Source organism: Pantoea sp. MHSD4, assembly GCF_021043305.1.
GTDB lineage: Bacteria > Pseudomonadota > Gammaproteobacteria > Enterobacterales > Enterobacteriaceae > Pantoea > Pantoea eucalypti.
The window spans coordinates 18,493-33,472 of sequence record NZ_JAJNDH010000006.1; the positions used below are offsets into that span (position 1 = coordinate 18,493).

General features: G+C 55.9%; 14 protein-coding genes. 8 read left to right on the plus strand and 6 right to left on the minus strand.

Annotation, left to right across the window (positions count from 1 at the left end; genetic code table 11):
* The first annotated feature begins 51 nt into the window (after window positions 1-51).
* The gene (locus tag LQK91_RS17135; RefSeq protein ID WP_003852022.1) at window positions 52-675 is read left to right on the plus strand and encodes a glutathione S-transferase family protein; all 624 of its coding nucleotides are present in this window, start codon (window positions 52-54) and stop codon (window positions 673-675) included.
* Here LQK91_RS17135 and LQK91_RS17140 read toward each other — a convergent pair.
* Window positions 642-2,129, minus strand: coding sequence for a PLP-dependent aminotransferase family protein (locus LQK91_RS17140; protein ID WP_039661117.1), 1,488 nt, complete (start codon window positions 2,127-2,129; stop codon window positions 642-644). The two genes, LQK91_RS17135 and LQK91_RS17140, sit on opposite strands and share 34 nt — an antisense overlap.
* 134 nt (window positions 2,130-2,263) lie before the next feature.
* Here LQK91_RS17140 and LQK91_RS17145 point away from each other — a divergent pair, with 134 nt between their 5' ends.
* Window positions 2,264-2,851: a LysE family translocator gene (locus LQK91_RS17145; RefSeq protein ID WP_105099929.1), complete on the plus strand. Its 588-nt coding sequence runs from the start codon at window positions 2,264-2,266 to the stop codon at window positions 2,849-2,851.
* On the opposite strand, the gene LQK91_RS17150 is transcribed toward LQK91_RS17145, so the two are convergent.
* From LQK91_RS17150 to LQK91_RS17160, 3 genes are all read right to left on the minus strand, one after another.
* Window positions 2,848-5,232, minus strand: a complete 2,385-nt coding sequence (locus LQK91_RS17150; protein ID WP_105099930.1) for a phosphoketolase family protein — start codon at window positions 5,230-5,232, stop codon at window positions 2,848-2,850. The genes LQK91_RS17145 and LQK91_RS17150 overlap by 4 nt on opposite strands.
* A 126-nt stretch (window positions 5,233-5,358) precedes the next feature.
* Complete coding sequence (gene mqo / locus LQK91_RS17155) at window positions 5,359-6,972, minus strand: malate dehydrogenase (quinone) (protein WP_003852028.1); 1,614 nt, start codon at window positions 6,970-6,972, stop codon at window positions 5,359-5,361.
* Between the two features lie 511 nt (window positions 6,973-7,483).
* Window positions 7,484-7,939, minus strand: coding sequence for a carboxymuconolactone decarboxylase family protein (locus tag LQK91_RS17160; RefSeq protein WP_003852030.1), 456 nt, complete (start codon window positions 7,937-7,939; stop codon window positions 7,484-7,486).
* 57 nt (window positions 7,940-7,996) lie between these two features.
* On the opposite strand from LQK91_RS17160, the gene LQK91_RS17165 reads away from it, so the two are divergent.
* Window positions 7,997-9,439, plus strand: coding sequence for a PLP-dependent aminotransferase family protein (locus LQK91_RS17165; RefSeq protein ID WP_105099931.1), 1,443 nt, complete (start codon window positions 7,997-7,999; stop codon window positions 9,437-9,439).
* Here LQK91_RS17165 and LQK91_RS17170 read toward each other — a convergent pair.
* Window positions 9,429-9,671, minus strand: a complete 243-nt coding sequence (locus LQK91_RS17170; RefSeq protein ID WP_078805093.1) for a DUF1158 domain-containing protein — start codon at window positions 9,669-9,671, stop codon at window positions 9,429-9,431. The genes LQK91_RS17165 and LQK91_RS17170 overlap by 11 nt on opposite strands.
* Before the next feature lie 316 nt (window positions 9,672-9,987).
* On the opposite strand from LQK91_RS17170, the gene mntP reads away from it, so the two are divergent.
* The 3 genes from mntP (at window position 9,988) to LQK91_RS17180 (ending at window position 12,017) form a co-directional block, all read left to right on the plus strand.
* Window positions 9,988-10,563, plus strand: coding sequence for a manganese efflux pump MntP (gene mntP / locus LQK91_RS17175; protein WP_003852038.1), 576 nt, complete (start codon window positions 9,988-9,990; stop codon window positions 10,561-10,563).
* Between the two features lie 117 nt (window positions 10,564-10,680).
* A complete protein-coding gene (gene azuC / locus LQK91_RS22115; RefSeq protein ID WP_123809971.1) occupies window positions 10,681-10,758 on the plus strand; it encodes a stress response protein AzuC in 78 nt (25 codons plus the stop codon).
* A 443-nt stretch (window positions 10,759-11,201) separates the two neighbouring features.
* The gene (locus LQK91_RS17180) at window positions 11,202-12,017 is read left to right on the plus strand and encodes a DUF4225 domain-containing protein (RefSeq protein WP_105099932.1); all 816 of its coding nucleotides are present in this window, start codon (window positions 11,202-11,204) and stop codon (window positions 12,015-12,017) included.
* Here LQK91_RS17180 and LQK91_RS17185 read toward each other — a convergent pair.
* Complete coding sequence (locus LQK91_RS17185; protein WP_003852044.1) at window positions 11,995-12,324, minus strand: hypothetical protein; 330 nt, start codon at window positions 12,322-12,324, stop codon at window positions 11,995-11,997. The genes LQK91_RS17180 and LQK91_RS17185 overlap by 23 nt on opposite strands.
* Before the next feature lie 351 nt (window positions 12,325-12,675).
* On the opposite strand from LQK91_RS17185, the gene LQK91_RS17190 reads away from it, so the two are divergent.
* A complete protein-coding gene (locus LQK91_RS17190; RefSeq protein WP_105099933.1) occupies window positions 12,676-13,587 on the plus strand; it encodes an alpha/beta fold hydrolase in 912 nt (303 codons plus the stop codon).
* The gene (locus LQK91_RS17195; protein ID WP_003852046.1) at window positions 13,580-14,971 is read left to right on the plus strand and encodes a hypothetical protein; all 1,392 of its coding nucleotides are present in this window, start codon (window positions 13,580-13,582) and stop codon (window positions 14,969-14,971) included. The genes LQK91_RS17190 and LQK91_RS17195 overlap by 8 nt, the downstream gene beginning before the upstream one ends.
* Window positions 14,972-14,980 lie beyond the last annotated feature (9 nt).

Here is a 14,980-nt window from a genome sequence, read left to right on the forward strand (position 1 = left end):
TAACAGCTAACAGCGTTATCAATAAGTTAAAGATTTTACCGGAGACTCTGAATGCTAACGATCCTGGGACGCGCCTCCTCAATCAACGTGCGCAAAGTACTATGGCTGTGTGACGAACTTGACCTTGATTTTGAGCGCGAAGAGTGGGGCGATGGCTTCCGCTCAACCCACCTACCCGAATTCATGGCACTGAATCCCAATGCGATGGTGCCGGTTCTGAAAGATGATGACTTTGTGTTGTGGGAATCCAATACCATTCTGCGCTATCTGGCGAACGCCTATGGCGGCGAGTGGCTCTATCCTCATGATCCGCAAACGCGAGCGCCTGTCGATCAGTGGATAGACTGGCAAGCTACCGAACTCAACACCTCATGGCGCTACGCATTTATGTCGCTGGTGCGAAACTCCCCGGCTCATCAGGATCCGCGTCTGCTGGCCGCGGCCAGTAAAGGCTGGGCGCATACCATGAGCATTCTCAATCAGCAGCTGGAAAAAACCGGCCGCTATGTTGCCGGACGTAATTTCACGCTGGCAGACATTCCGATTGGCCTGGCGGTGAACCGCTGGTTTGAGACCCCGCTCGACCATCCTGATTACCCTGCGGTGCGGACTTATTACGAGCGCCTGACTGAACGTCGCGGCTATACCGTCTGGGGCCGCAACGGCACACCCTGAGCCTCACCGCAAGGCAGACCCGCCAGCTCACAGGCGATTTCGCCTGCGCGCTGAATCGCCCGGCTGTAGCGCGCATCAAACGGATAGCAGCAGGAGAGTCGCAGCGCATGGTTGTAGCGCTCGCTCAGTGAGTAGAGTGCGCCAGGCGTAACGCAAATTTGCTCCTGCAGCAGCCGATCAAACATCTCGGTGGTATTCACGCCGCCCGGTAGCTCAACCCAGAAAACGAAGCCACCGCGCGGCAGTGTTGCGCGCGTGCCTTCCGGGAAGTAGCGGGCGATAAGACCCCGCGCCTCATCCAGATTAGCTGCATAGCGACGGCGCAGCGTGCGCAGATGGTGGTCGTAACCGCCGGAAGCCAGAAACTCCGCCAGCGTTTCGGAGAGCAGGGCAGATTCAGCCATTGAGGAGACGGCTTTCAGTCGGGCAATCGCATCATGAAAACGGCCTGCGGCGGTCCAGCCAATACGAAAATCGGGTGCCACGGTTTTAGTGAAACTGGTGCAGTAGATCACCCAGCCATCGCGATCAAAGGCTTTCACGGCGGGTGAGAGCGGCCAGTCGAACTGCAACTCGTCATACAGCCCATCTTCTATCAGCGGAACGTGGTAAGTGTTCACTAACTTTGCCAGCCGTTTCTTATTCTCCAGCGACATACCGCAGCCCAGCGGGTTCTGCGCGCTCGGCATCGCAATCAGCGCCTTGATACGCTGCTCCTGCAGCAGCATCTCCAGTGCATCCAGCGAGAGCCCGTGCTGTGGGTCAGTGGGGATTTCCAGTGCTTTCAGACCGAGCGAGGCCAGAAGCGGAAAGAGGAAAAAGTAGGTCGGCGACTCCAGTCCGACGCAGTCGCCGGGCTGCGTGACTGCTCTGAGCGCCAGCTGAAGCGCCTCCATGCAGCCGTGGGTCAGGGTGATCTCATCGGCGGTAATTGTCTGTCCGGCGTGCAGCGCCCGTCGCGCTATCTCCTCCCGTAAGCGCTCACTACCGGGCGGAAGCGCATAGCGACCAATCATGTTGGGATCACGACGCAACAATGAGGCGGTAATCCGGGCGATGCGTGCCGCCGGGAAAAGCTCACTGTCCTGCGGGCAGGCCAGCGAAATATTGGTGTAGTCGGGATGATTCTGCGCCGCAAACACCTTATCGATCAGGTCGAGTTTACCGCTGCTCGGGTCGCGTACCCGGGTCTTATGCTGACCGTGACGGGTGACGGCAGGCAACACGCCACGCACGTAATAGCCCGACTGCGGACGCGCCTCAATCAGCCCGCGATCTTCCAGCATCTGCCAGGCATTCAGCACGGTATTGACGCTGACCTGATGTGACTGCGCAACACGGCGGATCGCCGGCAGGCGTTTACCGGGTTTCAGCGTTCCCTGATGGATGGCTTCAGCGAAGCTCTCTGCCAGCTGCTGATAGAGGGGTTGTTCGGTCGTGGGAGCAAGGGACACAATAGCCTCCGGCCTGAATGGGTACAATTTCTGTTAACGATAACTGTAACCATAACAATAGTGATTTTGTGTCCCTGTTACCATCTTAATTCCCGCCTTAGCATAGAACTCTGTCTACCTTCAGGAGAGTCACCATGCTTGATCCCTCTTTCTTCAGTTACGTTACCGTGATGTCAATTACGCCAGGCCCGAACAATCTGCTGCTGGCGACCTCCGGGGTCAATTTTGGCATGCGGCGCACTCTGCCAATGGTGTTCGGTATTCTGGTGGGCTGTGCGGTGCAGACGGTGATTGCCGGGATGGCGCTGGAGGTGTTATTGCACTGGATGGCGGCGATTCGCCTGCCGCTGACGCTGGCAGGCTGTACTTATCTGATGTGGTTATCCTGGAAAATTTTTCGCGCTGCCGCACCCGAAGCGCGCACCCATCCTCAGCCAATGACGATAGTGGGCGGCGCCTGCTTCCAGGCGATCAATCCCAAGGCCTGGCTGATGGCCACCAACGTCGCGCTGCTCTATAGCGGCAGCAGCGGCGTCCTGACGGTGATGATCGGCTTTATGCTGCTCAATCTGCCCTGCATCCTGATCTGGGCAGCACTGGGCGATCGCCTGCGCAGCCATCTGCAGATTGCCTGGAAGCGCCAGCTGTTTAACAGCCTGATGGCGCTGTCGCTGGTGGCGACCACCGTCTGGATGCTGACCGACGCGCTGCTGGCCGCTTAATCGGGCACACCCGGTGCAGTGGCCGACGGCCATTTCCAGTTCTGCACCTCCGGCAAATCTTCGCCATGCTCACGGACATAGCGATGATGTTCCGCCAGACGCTGCTGTAAATCCTCCAGCAGCTCAGGATGCGCGTCGGCCAGGCCCGGCACGCGCAGAATCGCCTCCTGCGCCAGATGATAGCGGTCAAGCTCGTTCAGTACCGTCATATCAAATGGCGTGGTGGTGGTTCCCTCTTCGTTAAAGCCGCGCACATGGAAGTTGCGGTGGTTGGTTCGGGAATAGGTCAGGCGATGTATCAGCGTCGGATAGCCGTGGAAAGCAAAAATCACCGGTTTATCCTGGGTAAACAGCGCGTCGAACTCCGCATCAGATTTGCCATGCGGATGCTGATCTTCCGGCTGCAGTGCCAGCAGATCGACCACGTTCACCACGCGGATGCGCAGTTCAGGCAGCATCTCACGCAGCAGATCGACCGCCGCCATCGTCTCCATAGTTGGGACATCACCGGCACAGGCCATTACGACATCTGGCTGGTCATGTGCCGGCGTGGTGCCCGCCCAGCGCCACTCGCCCATACCCGCTTCACAATGGGTCACCGCACTGGCCATATCCAGCCACTGCGGCGCAGGCTGTTTGCCCGCCACAATCACATTGATGCGGTCCCAGGTGCGCAGGCAGTGATCGCCCACCCAAAGCAGCGTATTGGCATCGGGCGGCAGATAGATGCGCACGATGTCTGCTTTCTTGTTGGCAACATGATCGATAAAGCCCGGATCCTGATGGCTGTAGCCATTGTGGTCCTGACGCCAGACATGCGAAGAGAGCAGGTAATTCAGCGACGAAATCGGTTTACGCCAGCCCAGCTTGCGCGTCACTTTCAGCCACTTAGCGTGCTGGTTAAACATCGAATCGACGATGTGAATAAAAGCTTCATAGCAGTTGAACAGCCCGTGGCGGCCGGTCAGCAGATAGCCTTCAAGCCAGCCCTGACACTGATGCTCACTGAGGATTTCCATCACCCGGCCATCCCGCGCCAGCTGCTCATCGTACGGCTCTATTCGTTCCAGCCAGGTGCGGCTGGTCACGTCAAAGACCGGCGTCAGACGGTTAGAGGCCGTTTCATCCGGGCCAAACAGGCGGAAATTATCGCGGTTACGCTGGAACAACACGCTGAGATAGCGCCCCAGATGCTCTGTGGCCTGCGCTATCTCTGTGCCTGGCTCGCTGATATCGCAGGCAAACTCCGCGATGTCAGGTGCATCCAGCTCACGGCGCAGCAGGCCGCCATTGGCATATGGCGAAGCCCCCATGCGTTTATCGCCTTCCGGTGCCAGCGCCTGCAGTTCCGGCTTCAGGCGACCCTGTTCATCAAACAGATCGTCGGGCTGATAGCTCCGCATCCACGTTTCAAGGATCTGGCGATGACCTTCATCTTCACGACAGGCCGTGACCGGCACCTGATGCGCCCGCCAGAAATCCTCCACTTTCTTGCCGTCAACCGTTTCAGGGCCGGTCCAGCCTTTGGGGCTACGCAGGATAATCATCGGCCAGCGCGGCACGTCGTTGCTGGCGTTGCCGCTGCGCGCCTCACGCTGATACGCAGCGATCTTACTGAAGGCGGTATCCAGCGTCTCCGCCATCAGCGGATGCATTTTTTCCGGTTCATGCCCGCAGACAAACAGCGGCTCATAGCCGTAGCCGCTGAATAGCTGGTGCAGATCCTCATCGCTGCTGCGGCCCAGTAGCGTCGGGTTAGCAATCTTGTATCCGTTAAGATGCAGAATCGGCAGCACTGCGCCGTCACGTTCAGGATTGAGGAATTTGATGCCGTGCCAGCTGGAGGCCAGCGGCCCGGTCTCCGCTTCGCCGTCGCCAATCACGCACGGCACCACCAGATCGGGATTATCGAAGGCCGCACCAAAGGCATGAGAGAGCGAATAGCCCAGCTCGCCGCCTTCATTAATTGAGCCCGGCGTTTCCGGTGCCGCGTGGCTGGGAATGCCGCCAGGGAAGGAAAACTGTTTAAACAGGCGCTGCATACCCGCCGCATCCTGCGAGATGTGCGGATAAATCTCACTATAGCTGCCCTCCAGCCAGGTATTCGCCACCATGCCGGGACCGCCGTGGCCTGGCCCGCAGATATAGATCATATCCAGGTTCTGTTTGCGGATAACACGGTTGAGGTGGGCATAGATAAAATTCAGACCTGGCGTGGTGCCCCAGTGACCCAGCAGACGCGGTTTAATATGTTCCGGCCTGAGTGGCTCGCGCAACAGCGGGTTATCCATCAGGTAAATCTGTCCAACTGAGAGATAGTTCGCTGCCCGCCAGTAGCGGTCGAGCAGGGTAAATTCGGGTGACGCAGGGGAGTAAGACATGCGGGTTCCTCCTGATCGTTCGGCTAAAAGATGCCTTAACCCTAATAGAGAATCCTCAGGACGACCAGGCAACCGCCCAATAAAAAAGGCCCCGCTATGCGGAGCCTTTTTATCAACGGCACTGTATTACTTGCCGACGACGAACGCGGTTTCCCGTCCTTCATCGTTGGCCGCCATCGGCGTAACCGGCGAATAGTCGAGCTGCAGAACACGACTGGTCTCGGCTAACACTTTTTCTGTCAGCGCCACGTCGCCATTAAGCTTACGTCCCCAGGAGGGGACCACCGCACGGATTTTGTTCTGCCATTCCGGTGAAGCCATCTGCTCAGGACAGACCTTGTGCAGCAGCTCCAGCATGATGGGTGCCGCCGTTGAGGCGCCTGGCGAGGCACCCAGCAGAGCGGAAATCGTACCATCCTGCGAGGCGACCACTTCGGTGCCCAGACGCAACACGGCGCCCTCTTTCTCATCTTTCTTGATAATCTGCACACGCTGACCCGCTGTGACAAGGCGCCAGTCTTCCTGCTTCGCCTGCGGCACATAAGCACGCAGCGCCTCCATCCGGTCGCTGTCGCTTTGCAATACCTGATCCATCAGGTATTTCACCAGATCGAAGCTTTTCAGCCCCACTTTGACCATTGGCAACATATTGCTGCTGTTCAGGGACGTGAACATATCCATCAACGAACCCTGTTTCAGGAACCGGGTCGAGAAAGTGGCGAACGGGCCAAATAGCAGCACCTGCTTGCCATCCAGCACGCGGGTGTCAACGTGCGGCACGGACATCGGCGGCGCACCGACGCTGGCTTTGCCGTAAACCTTAGCCATGTGTTGCGCGACGACCTGCGGGTTTTCCGTGACCAGGAATGAACCGCCCACCGGGAAACCGGCGTAACCATTCGCTTCCGGGATACCGGCTTTCTGCAGCAGCGGTAACGCCGCGCCACCCGCACCAATAAAGATTTTGCTCGCCGTCAGCGTGCGACGCGTGCCGCTGTTCAGACACTGCAGCGTCACCTGCCAGCGACCATCGGCAAGCTTTTTGAGATCCCGAACTTCCTGACGCAGACGCAGCTGGAAATTCGCTTTCTTCTCTAACGAGGCAATCAGCTGACGGGTGATCTCACCGAAGTTCACATCGGTGCCCATCTCTGTCCAGGTCGCGGCCACTTTCTGGCGACGGTCACGGCCATTCATTACCAGCGGGATCCAGCGGGCAATCTGCTGCGGATCTTCGGAGTAGGCCATGCCGCGGAACAGAGTGCTTTTCTGCAACGCTTTGAAGCGCTTGCGCAGGAAGTCGACATTGTCGTCGCCCCAGACAAAGCTCATGTGCGGCGTGCTATGAATAAAGCTTTTGGGATTGCGCAGGTTGCCTTTCTGAACCTGATAAGCCCAGAACTGGCGGGAAATCTGAAACGATTCGTTGATCGTTATCGCTTTAGAGATGTCGATGCTGCCATCCGCCTGCTGAGGCGTATAGTTCAGCTCCGCCAGCGCCGCATGACCGGTGCCCGCGTTATTCCAGCCGTTGGAGGATTCTTCGGCCACGCTATCGAGCCGCTCCACCATTTCGATAGACCAGTCCGGCTCTAAATCCTGCAGCCATGCACCGAGGGTAGCGCTCATCACACCAGCACCAATCAGCAGCACGTCAACGTCTTTGCGCTCCTGCGCAGTAGTGGTGTCCTTTGCCATGGCACTCATCGCGAGCGCAAGGTTTACAGCTGAATTGCTCATGAGGCGACATCTCCTCTTCTGTTGACCTGAAGCCCAACAGTTTCGCAGGCGAAATAGTCACGCTTCTTACGAGCGCGTTGCGCTATTTCTCAAAGGTTAAGTCTCAGGTATAGGGTTAAAGCGGTGATAACGCGTTAACTGAACGTTATGCTTAGTCATCCGAATATAACATTCTCGCATCTGAATTAAACATTAGTTTATTTTTTAAATGCAGAAATGATTCAGCATAAGAATTAATCATCACGATGCGCGGCGTATTAGTGATTTTTTAGAGTGAAGTCAGTGAGTTAACTAAAAGCGGATGTTGCGGAAAAGCCCCATGCTGGTGCAGTGCCGGAAAGGATGTGAACAGTGCGGAATTATTTAATTAGCTGAAATTTAGCGATTTATTGCGCAGTAAGGAATAACAGGAATCAGGATGGCAGGGCCTTAACAGCCGCTTGTGTAAAAATAATGTTACATTTTTGTGAGTGTGAAAATGCGTGCGCATCGGCCCACGCATCGGATTCACCTATGACTGATTCGCGCTGGCAGGCAGCTTTTTCAGACTTATCGCCATGCGGTTATAGGTGTTCATCAGGCCAATCGCGATGTTCAGATCGACAATCTCTTTTTCACTGAACTCGGCTGTCAGTGCCGCATAGCAGGCGTCTGGCGCACCCTGCTGAGCAATCAGCGTCAGGTATTCAGCCCAGTGGAGAGCGGCCTTCTCTTTCTCACTGAACAGCGTCCCCGATTCATGCCAGACCGGGGTCAGCACGATCTTATCCCAGCTCATACCCGATTTATTCAGCGCTTTAGTATGCATATCAATGCAGTAGGCGCAGCCGTTAATCTGGGAAATGCGCAGGAACAGCAGTTCCAGTAAAGTGAGTGGCAGATCGGTTTGTGCCAGATAACTGTATACGCCGCCCAGCGCTTTCATGCCTGCCGGTGCTGCAAGGTGAAAATCGATACGTTCGCTCATCTTATTGCCTCCTGGGATTGATGAGGTGATTTTCGGCCTTTCAATGGAGCAGATAAAGTGCCAAAAAATGAGAGTCTGACTGGCCCATCGCCGCTTTCTACGCTGACACTGCAACGCGGTGCATCACGGGGGCTCAGCGAGCAGCTGCGACTGCTGATTGAACAGGCGATTAGTGAAGGGCGTTTACAGCCTGGTACGCGTTTACCTTCCTGCCGCGATCTGGCGGCGCAGCTCGGCGTGGCACGTGGCACCGTGCGTGCCAGCTATGACATGCTGGTTGATGGTCAGTTTCTGCAGGCCAGAGGCGCAGCAGGCACCTTCGTCAGTCCATTACCACCGTTAAAACCGGCCGGCAATGATGCCAACTGCAAGTCACTCCATCCTGATGGAATTGAAGAGTATGAAGCGCCACCGCTGACCTTTCAGATGGGCATTCCGGCCAGCGATGCGTTTCCGGCAAAAGTCTGGCTGCGCATCCTGCAGCGTCAGACGCGCATGCAGGTCAGCAGACCGGCGAGTTATCCCGATCCACGCGGCAGCTTAGCGCTGCGTCAGGCGCTGGTGGCCTACCTCGCGGTGGCACGCGGCCTGCGCTGTCAGGCGGATCAGATCATTATCACCAGCGGTTATGCGGGCGCGATGGGCCTGATTGGGCTGGTGATGAATTTTCAGGGCAAAAAGGCCTGGCTGGAGGACCCCGGATTCTGGGTGGCACGTCGCGCGGTTGAAGTGCTACACGTCACGCCGGTTGCCGTGCCGGTTGATGCCGAAGGGTTGCAGGTTCAGGCCGGGATTGCCCGCGCGCCGGATGCCGCTTTCGCGCTGGTCACACCGGGACAGCAGGCGCCGCTGGGCATGACCATGAGCCTGGTACGCCGTCATGAATTGCTGAACTGGGCCAGCCGGGAGCAGCGCTGGATTATCGAAGATGATTATCTCGGCGAGCTTCAGCCCGGTAATCGCGCGGCCCCTGCACTCGCCGCGCTCGACAGTGAAGGGCGGGTGCTGCACATCGGCACCTTCAGCAAGACGCTGACGCCGCAACTGCGGCTCGGTTTTATGGTGGTTCCGCCGGCGCTGACGGCGCGCTTCGGTGAGGTCTGCGCGTTGCTTGCGCCTGCATCCTCAGGATTGTTACACAACGCGGTGGCGGAGTTTCTGCGGGACGGACACTTTATGCGGCATCTGCGGCGCATGAAGCGCGTTTATCATGAGCGACTGGAGCAGATGGTCGCGGCGCTCCATCCTTACTTTCCCGACCTGCAACGCGCCGGGCTGGCGGTGATTGTCCGCTTACCCGCCGGTACTCTGGATGAGGCCATTGCGCAGCAGGCGGTGGAGTGGGGCATGGCCCCCTCGCCGCTGTCGGTCTGGTATCAGCAGGCCGGGCAGCGCGGTGCGGGTCTGGTACTGGGTGCGGCACATCTGCCGCGTGAAGGTTACGCGCGCAGCGCTGAACGGCTAAAAGCGCTGGTCGATGCGCAGGCGGTCAGCCCCTGAACCAGCGACGCCAGACAAAGCGGATAACAAAAAACTCTATGGCGCCCAGTAGCAAAAACCAGACGCAAAACACCACTGTGTAGAGCTGATTCAGATCCTGTAAATGGAACATCTGCAACAGATGCTGCGCCACCGTCACGCTAAAAGCGGGCGCGGGCAGCAGCAGCGCCGAGAGAAAGCCCAGCAGCAAAATGCCACCAGGCACAACCAACGTTTCAAAAGGGTTATTCATAACCGGTATCCCATATTTATCAGCCCGGCATTTTCCGGTAATCGGCGACAGGGTTCAATGGTGGTGTGCCGCAATACGCCCACATGGCGTAGTGCAGGGCAGGGAAAACGGCCAGAAAATGCTTTGCCACCATCGACTTAGCGCCATTCATAGCGAATGATAAGAGTTATAGCCTTTGCTATACTTAAATCCCTGATTTTACTGTCTTTTTATCTTGAGGTTTGCGTGGTAGACTGCGCCCACTTTTTCATAACTGAACACTTTGTGTGGTGAATTCAGCGTGAATTGCCGCTTTTTCGCCCCAGGTGAATAAATCATGACCTTTATTGCCACTTTAATTCTTGCGCTGGGTATGTCGATGGACGCGTTTGCCGCTGCGCTGGGCAAAGGTGCCACATTGCATCGTCCTGGTTTTAAAGAAGCGCTGCGTACCGGTCTGATCTTCGGCTCTATTGAAGCGCTGACCCCACTGATTGGCTGGGCACTTGGTCTGGCGGCCAGTCGTTACATCATGGCGTGGGATCACTGGGTTGCCTTCACCCTGCTGGCCTTTCTGGGTGGCCGTATGATGATGGAAGGTTTTCGTCAGACAGCCGTCGCAGAACCTTGTGAAGCCCCGCAAAGTCATGGCTTTATGGTCCTGGCGACCACTGCCGTCGCGACCAGCCTGGATGCACTGGCGGTCGGCGTTGGTCTGGCCTTTTTACAGGTGAATATCATCACCACCGCGCTGACCATTGGTGCCGCCACCACAGTGATGGCGACGACCGGCGTATTAGTCGGACGCTTTATCGGTCCGGTACTGGGCAAATGGGCGGAAGTACTGGGTGGCGTGGTGTTAATCGCCGTCGGCTCCACCATTCTGTTGCAGCATCTTGGCTACACCGCCTAGGGCCTTTGCACATAAAAGCGGTATTTTTGTGATCTGCTTCAAATTTATTTGCTGTTAAAACGCACAGCGGCTATACTTTTTCAGTATATGTTCAACTAAATTTGAATCAGGCATTTTATGAAACGCATCATTAAACACGTGTTCCGCGCTTATGTTGAGACGTTCAAACACGTACCGCCGGGTGCCATGTACTAAGCACCCCGCAAGAAACCCTCGATAATCGCGGTCAGGGATCGACCTGTGATTATCACCTTTTGCTTTTGCTTTTGCTTTCTTCTGAGTAAACCCGCGTTTTGCACTTCCTGGTGCGTCTAATCTGCTTCTGCCACTCTTCTTGTTGTCTTTCCGCTAAAAACACTTTCTGGCGACAAAATGACGCCTTTGCAGCCGTGCGTTATGTGCTGGTTGTAATTCCTTGTTTATGTAACCTGGTTTTCGATTTCATGCTGATTGTCTCTGCGTCAACGTGAGAATCATGGCAAAAGTGTCATGATTTAGTGCCGCTCTAAATTGTAAATTTTTTCTGATAGGTCATCCTTTAATATGCTATCTCATGTAGCTTAATTCTGTCGTAATCGACGGCTTATAGCTGAATATATGAGGTCTTATCGGCGATATAATGTTCAGGGAGAATATAAATGGATGCAGCATTGCTCGATATGATGCGCTCAGGCCGAAATAAGCACTGGGCTGAAACAATGATTAATCTTGAGGCCAGAAAGCTGATCAATACGGCTAATCATGTGTCCTCGGCCCATCTTTCAAATGGCATGACTCAGGTAAAGTTCGTTCAGGAGATTAGAGATCTCATTGAGAAGGAATTTGCCGCTGCACGACGTGCAAAATCTGACGAAGAGTGCGTGGCATGTATTAGAAATTTGCGGATAGAAATGGAAAACCTTCAGGAGCAGGACAGAATGCTGCGCATGAAAGCTGCGAAACTCTACGCCAAAGTGGAGTTTGTTAAGGAAAACAATAATATCGTTGGGTATGTGATTTCTGCTGTAAATGTTGTTATGGCCGGTGCCGAAATAGCTACTGGCCTAACCCTTATAGGTTCTATGACGCCTATGGGTATTCTGGCCGGTGCAGTGCTGGTTATTGACGGCGCTAACGGCATAAGCAAAGAATTTTCGAACTACGTTATGGGTATAAAAAACACCGAAGGTTTAGTGGCTGATGCTGCCATGTCTTCCGCTCAATTTATGGGGTTCAGTCCAAACAGCGGGCTGGCAGTCTATAAATCAGTCTCGCTGGTCGCAAATGCTTATACCGTATTTGGCCTCTTCAGGCGCCCCGGAACCTGGCGTTTATTCAGATACATGCCATCCGATTATTTCCGAAAAGTTAACACAATGAGCCGCGCCAAACTCACAATGCACATAGTCGGTTATGGTGTTACGGCCAAAGTCATATTTGACCTTATATCTGTTAAGGGCGCTGTTCAGAATTAGTTGTTAATTTACGATAGCGCCATGCCTTATAGGCAAGTGTTGCTGGCGTTAGATACCATATAAAAGGTAATACAATTGCAAGTGTACCTGTGAGCGTGATGCTGGTATCTGAGGATGCCAGCACTAACGTGAGAACGAGAATGGCTAAGGCAACGATAGTAATCCACTTTGCAGCAATAAAGCGGTTAGCAAGGTCATGGATAACCGAATCCAGAGAGCCGCCATAGTTAGCAATGTTGTTTTTAAGCTTCTGAAGATCTGCATAGTTAAAGCCGGAATCCAGCAGCGCCTTTTCGTTCAATTTCATAGACTTTTATCCTTAAAATTACCTGTGTAGCTTAAATAACTTTACCTGATAATGGCACTAAAAATCCCGCAAAGGGCACTCTTTCTGATAACTACTCTTTATGTCTGATATCCAGCTCTAAAGCGCGAAGCACTCGTAAACAGGATTATGCAGCAATGCGCTACTTGCCATCTGCAATATAGTGTACGGTCGGGGTCATGTTGTCCGCAAAACAGCAAGCGACGCTACACAGCAAATTTTGCCATTCTCTAAGAAATTACCTCTTACGCCAAACCTTCAACCCACCATTAACCCGCCTTCAACCCAATCCCGTCCTACACTGAATTATCCTCCCCAAATCAGGAGCAGCGGATGATCCAGAAGCATCGACGAAAACAGGCAGCGATTGTGGCAGGCGTGGGATTAGGTGTAGCGGCTACGCTTTGGGGTATGAAACGCTGGCAGCAACTGAAGCAGACGCCGCCGGTGTTGCCGCGCAGTCACCACGCCGGGCTGGCGGGTTATTTCCAGCAGGTGGGCGACTGGCGCATGTTTACGCGTGTCACACCTAATGAGGATCAGGGACTGCCGGTGGTGCTGATTCACGGGCTGGTGATGTCGGGCCGGGCGATGGAGCCGCTGGCGCTGGCACTGGGCCGCGACTATCACGTGCTGGTGCCGGATCTGCCCGGTTTTGGGGCCAGCACGCTGCCACCTTCCGCACCCATCATGACGGTGGATCAGCAGGCTGATGCGCTCTGGCTCTGGCTGCAGCACAACGGGTTTCAGCGTGCCATCTGGGTGGGCAATGCGTTTGGCTGCCAGATTCTGGCTGCGCTGGCGGTGAAATATCCGCAGGCGGTAGCGGGGCTGGTCTTGCAAGGGCCGACGGTGGATCGCCATGCGCGCAGTCTGACACGCCAGTTCTGGCGCAACTGGCGCAATCGTAGTCTGGAGGCGCATCGCTCGCCGGGTTCGCTGGCGTGCATCGACTACGCCAAGGCCGGGCTATGGCGCGCGTTCGGCACATTACGCGTCATGATGCGCGACCATATTGAGCATCGCCTCACTTACATCAACGCGCCAACGCTGCTGCTGCGTGGCTCGCGTGATCCAGTCTGCCCGGCACGCTGGCTGGATGAGCTCGCCGCGCTGATGCCGCGCAGCGAACGTCTGACGCTGCGCGATGGTACCCACACGCTGCACTACGTCTATCCGTGGAGTTTCTGCAACGCCATCCGCCCGTTCGTGGCGCGCATTCAGCAGGAGAATCAGCATGAGTAAACCGCCCAAGGGCATCGCCCGTTTTGACTCTGCTGCCGCCATGCTTCTGGCGCTGGCAAATGCGCTTCACGATCGTCCCTTCGCCAGTCCGAGCCAGTCACCGACGCTTGACCGGTTACTGCCCTCGCTGAATCGTCTGCCGACCGGGCTACGTGAGTGGGGTTATGCGCTGGGCGGCATGGCAGAAGGCATCAGCCTGCGCCAGGCGGGCGAGCTGGATATAGAAGGTATTGCTGAATGGATGGTGAGTGAGTACCCACAGCAGGATTATCCGGCGGCCTTTATCGGTTCGTCGAACGGCGCGCTGGTGCATCTGGCGTCGGCAATGAACGTGCCCTGGCTGCCGCAGACGTTTCTCTGTCCGGTGCGCGCCGCCAGTAACGATCCGGATGATGCAGAAGCGAATTTTGAGCAGGGTAAAGAGGTGGCCGCCGCGCTGCTGGCTGCCTGGCCACGGCTGGCGGTTCACCACATGCACGACCCGAATCAGGATCGCCTGATGCTTGATCAGATGCGCTATTTCCGGCTCAAACTGCGCGAACTGCCGCTGGCCTTTAACGAATTCCTGATGGGCAGTCTGCCCGCCGGTTCCACACTGTTTATCAATCACTGCACCCAGCAATGGCCGGTAACGCGCACCAGCGATCGCTCTTTCTTTCAGTTTGGTGCGCCGGGCGGAGCCAGCGAAAAAGAGTTTATGCAGGGCGGTCCGCGCGTGGCGGAATATCTGGCACGTTACGGTGTGGATCGTGAGCGCTGGACGCCGCCAGCCATTACCGACCGGGTGCCGGAAGCGGAGTGGGGGCTGGATGGTTATCTGATCGCACCGCTGAAAAAGCTTGCCGAAGCGCAGAGCTGGAAGCTGATGGAGATTCGCTACGAGAATCCGGAAGCAATGAGTTATGTGGTGGCGGAGATCTACCGCGACTGGTATCTGGCGGCGGGAATCTTACCGACCCGGCTGACGGTGGACAGTTTCCTGCTGATGGATCCGTGGTGTACGCAGCAGCAGCAGTCGATTCCGTTCTGGCTGAGCTTTAGCAGCGAATCCTCGGCATTAGCGCTGCAACGTTTCCTGGAAAAACAGCCGCCATTCCGTAACATCGATATGATGCTCTTTTCTCATGGTACCGACAGTATCGGGCTGGCGGAGATTGATCGCTGGCGGGCGCTGCTGTCCCATGCGCGTGACGAGGGAGTTTTAATTGGTGTGGATGAAGCCCGCTACCCGCGTGACTTCGCGACGTTTGCCCGCTTCGACTCGGCGCTGCGTGAACGGGCACCGCTGTTGCCACCGCCGCCTCCGCTTAATTCAGAGAAGGTGATGGCAGGTATTAAACGTTACGGTGCAAAACATGGCGTCACGCTGACGGCGCTGACGTAGCCGCCGCGC

What these genes read in the sequence shown, in the direction of transcription:
- LQK91_RS17195 (WP_003852046.1), top strand. Translation starts at nt 13,580, where the DNA reads ATGAGTAAACCGCCCAAGGGCATCGCCCGTTTTGACTCTGCTGCCGCC.
- LQK91_RS17135 (WP_003852022.1), top strand. Translation starts at nt 52, where the DNA reads ATGCTAACGATCCTGGGACGCGCCTCCTCAATCAACGTGCGCAAAGTA.
- LQK91_RS17145 (WP_105099929.1), top strand. Translation starts at nt 2,264, where the DNA reads ATGCTTGATCCCTCTTTCTTCAGTTACGTTACCGTGATGTCAATTACG.
- mqo (WP_003852028.1), bottom strand. Translation starts at nt 6,972, where the DNA reads ATGAGCAATTCAGCTGTAAACCTTGCGCTCGCGATGAGTGCCATGGCA.
- LQK91_RS17150 (WP_105099930.1), bottom strand. Translation starts at nt 5,232, where the DNA reads ATGTCTTACTCCCCTGCGTCACCCGAATTTACCCTGCTCGACCGCTAC.
- LQK91_RS17180 (WP_105099932.1), top strand. Translation starts at nt 11,202, where the DNA reads ATGGATGCAGCATTGCTCGATATGATGCGCTCAGGCCGAAATAAGCAC.
- mntP (WP_003852038.1), top strand. Translation starts at nt 9,988, where the DNA reads ATGACCTTTATTGCCACTTTAATTCTTGCGCTGGGTATGTCGATGGAC.
- LQK91_RS17160 (WP_003852030.1), bottom strand. Translation starts at nt 7,939, where the DNA reads ATGAGCGAACGTATCGATTTTCACCTTGCAGCACCGGCAGGCATGAAA.
- LQK91_RS17185 (WP_003852044.1), bottom strand. Translation starts at nt 12,324, where the DNA reads ATGAAATTGAACGAAAAGGCGCTGCTGGATTCCGGCTTTAACTATGCA.
- LQK91_RS17170 (WP_078805093.1), bottom strand. Translation starts at nt 9,671, where the DNA reads ATGAATAACCCTTTTGAAACGTTGGTTGTGCCTGGTGGCATTTTGCTG.
- azuC (WP_123809971.1), top strand. Translation starts at nt 10,681, where the DNA reads ATGAAACGCATCATTAAACACGTGTTCCGCGCTTATGTTGAGACGTTC.
- LQK91_RS17190 (WP_105099933.1), top strand. Translation starts at nt 12,676, where the DNA reads ATGATCCAGAAGCATCGACGAAAACAGGCAGCGATTGTGGCAGGCGTG.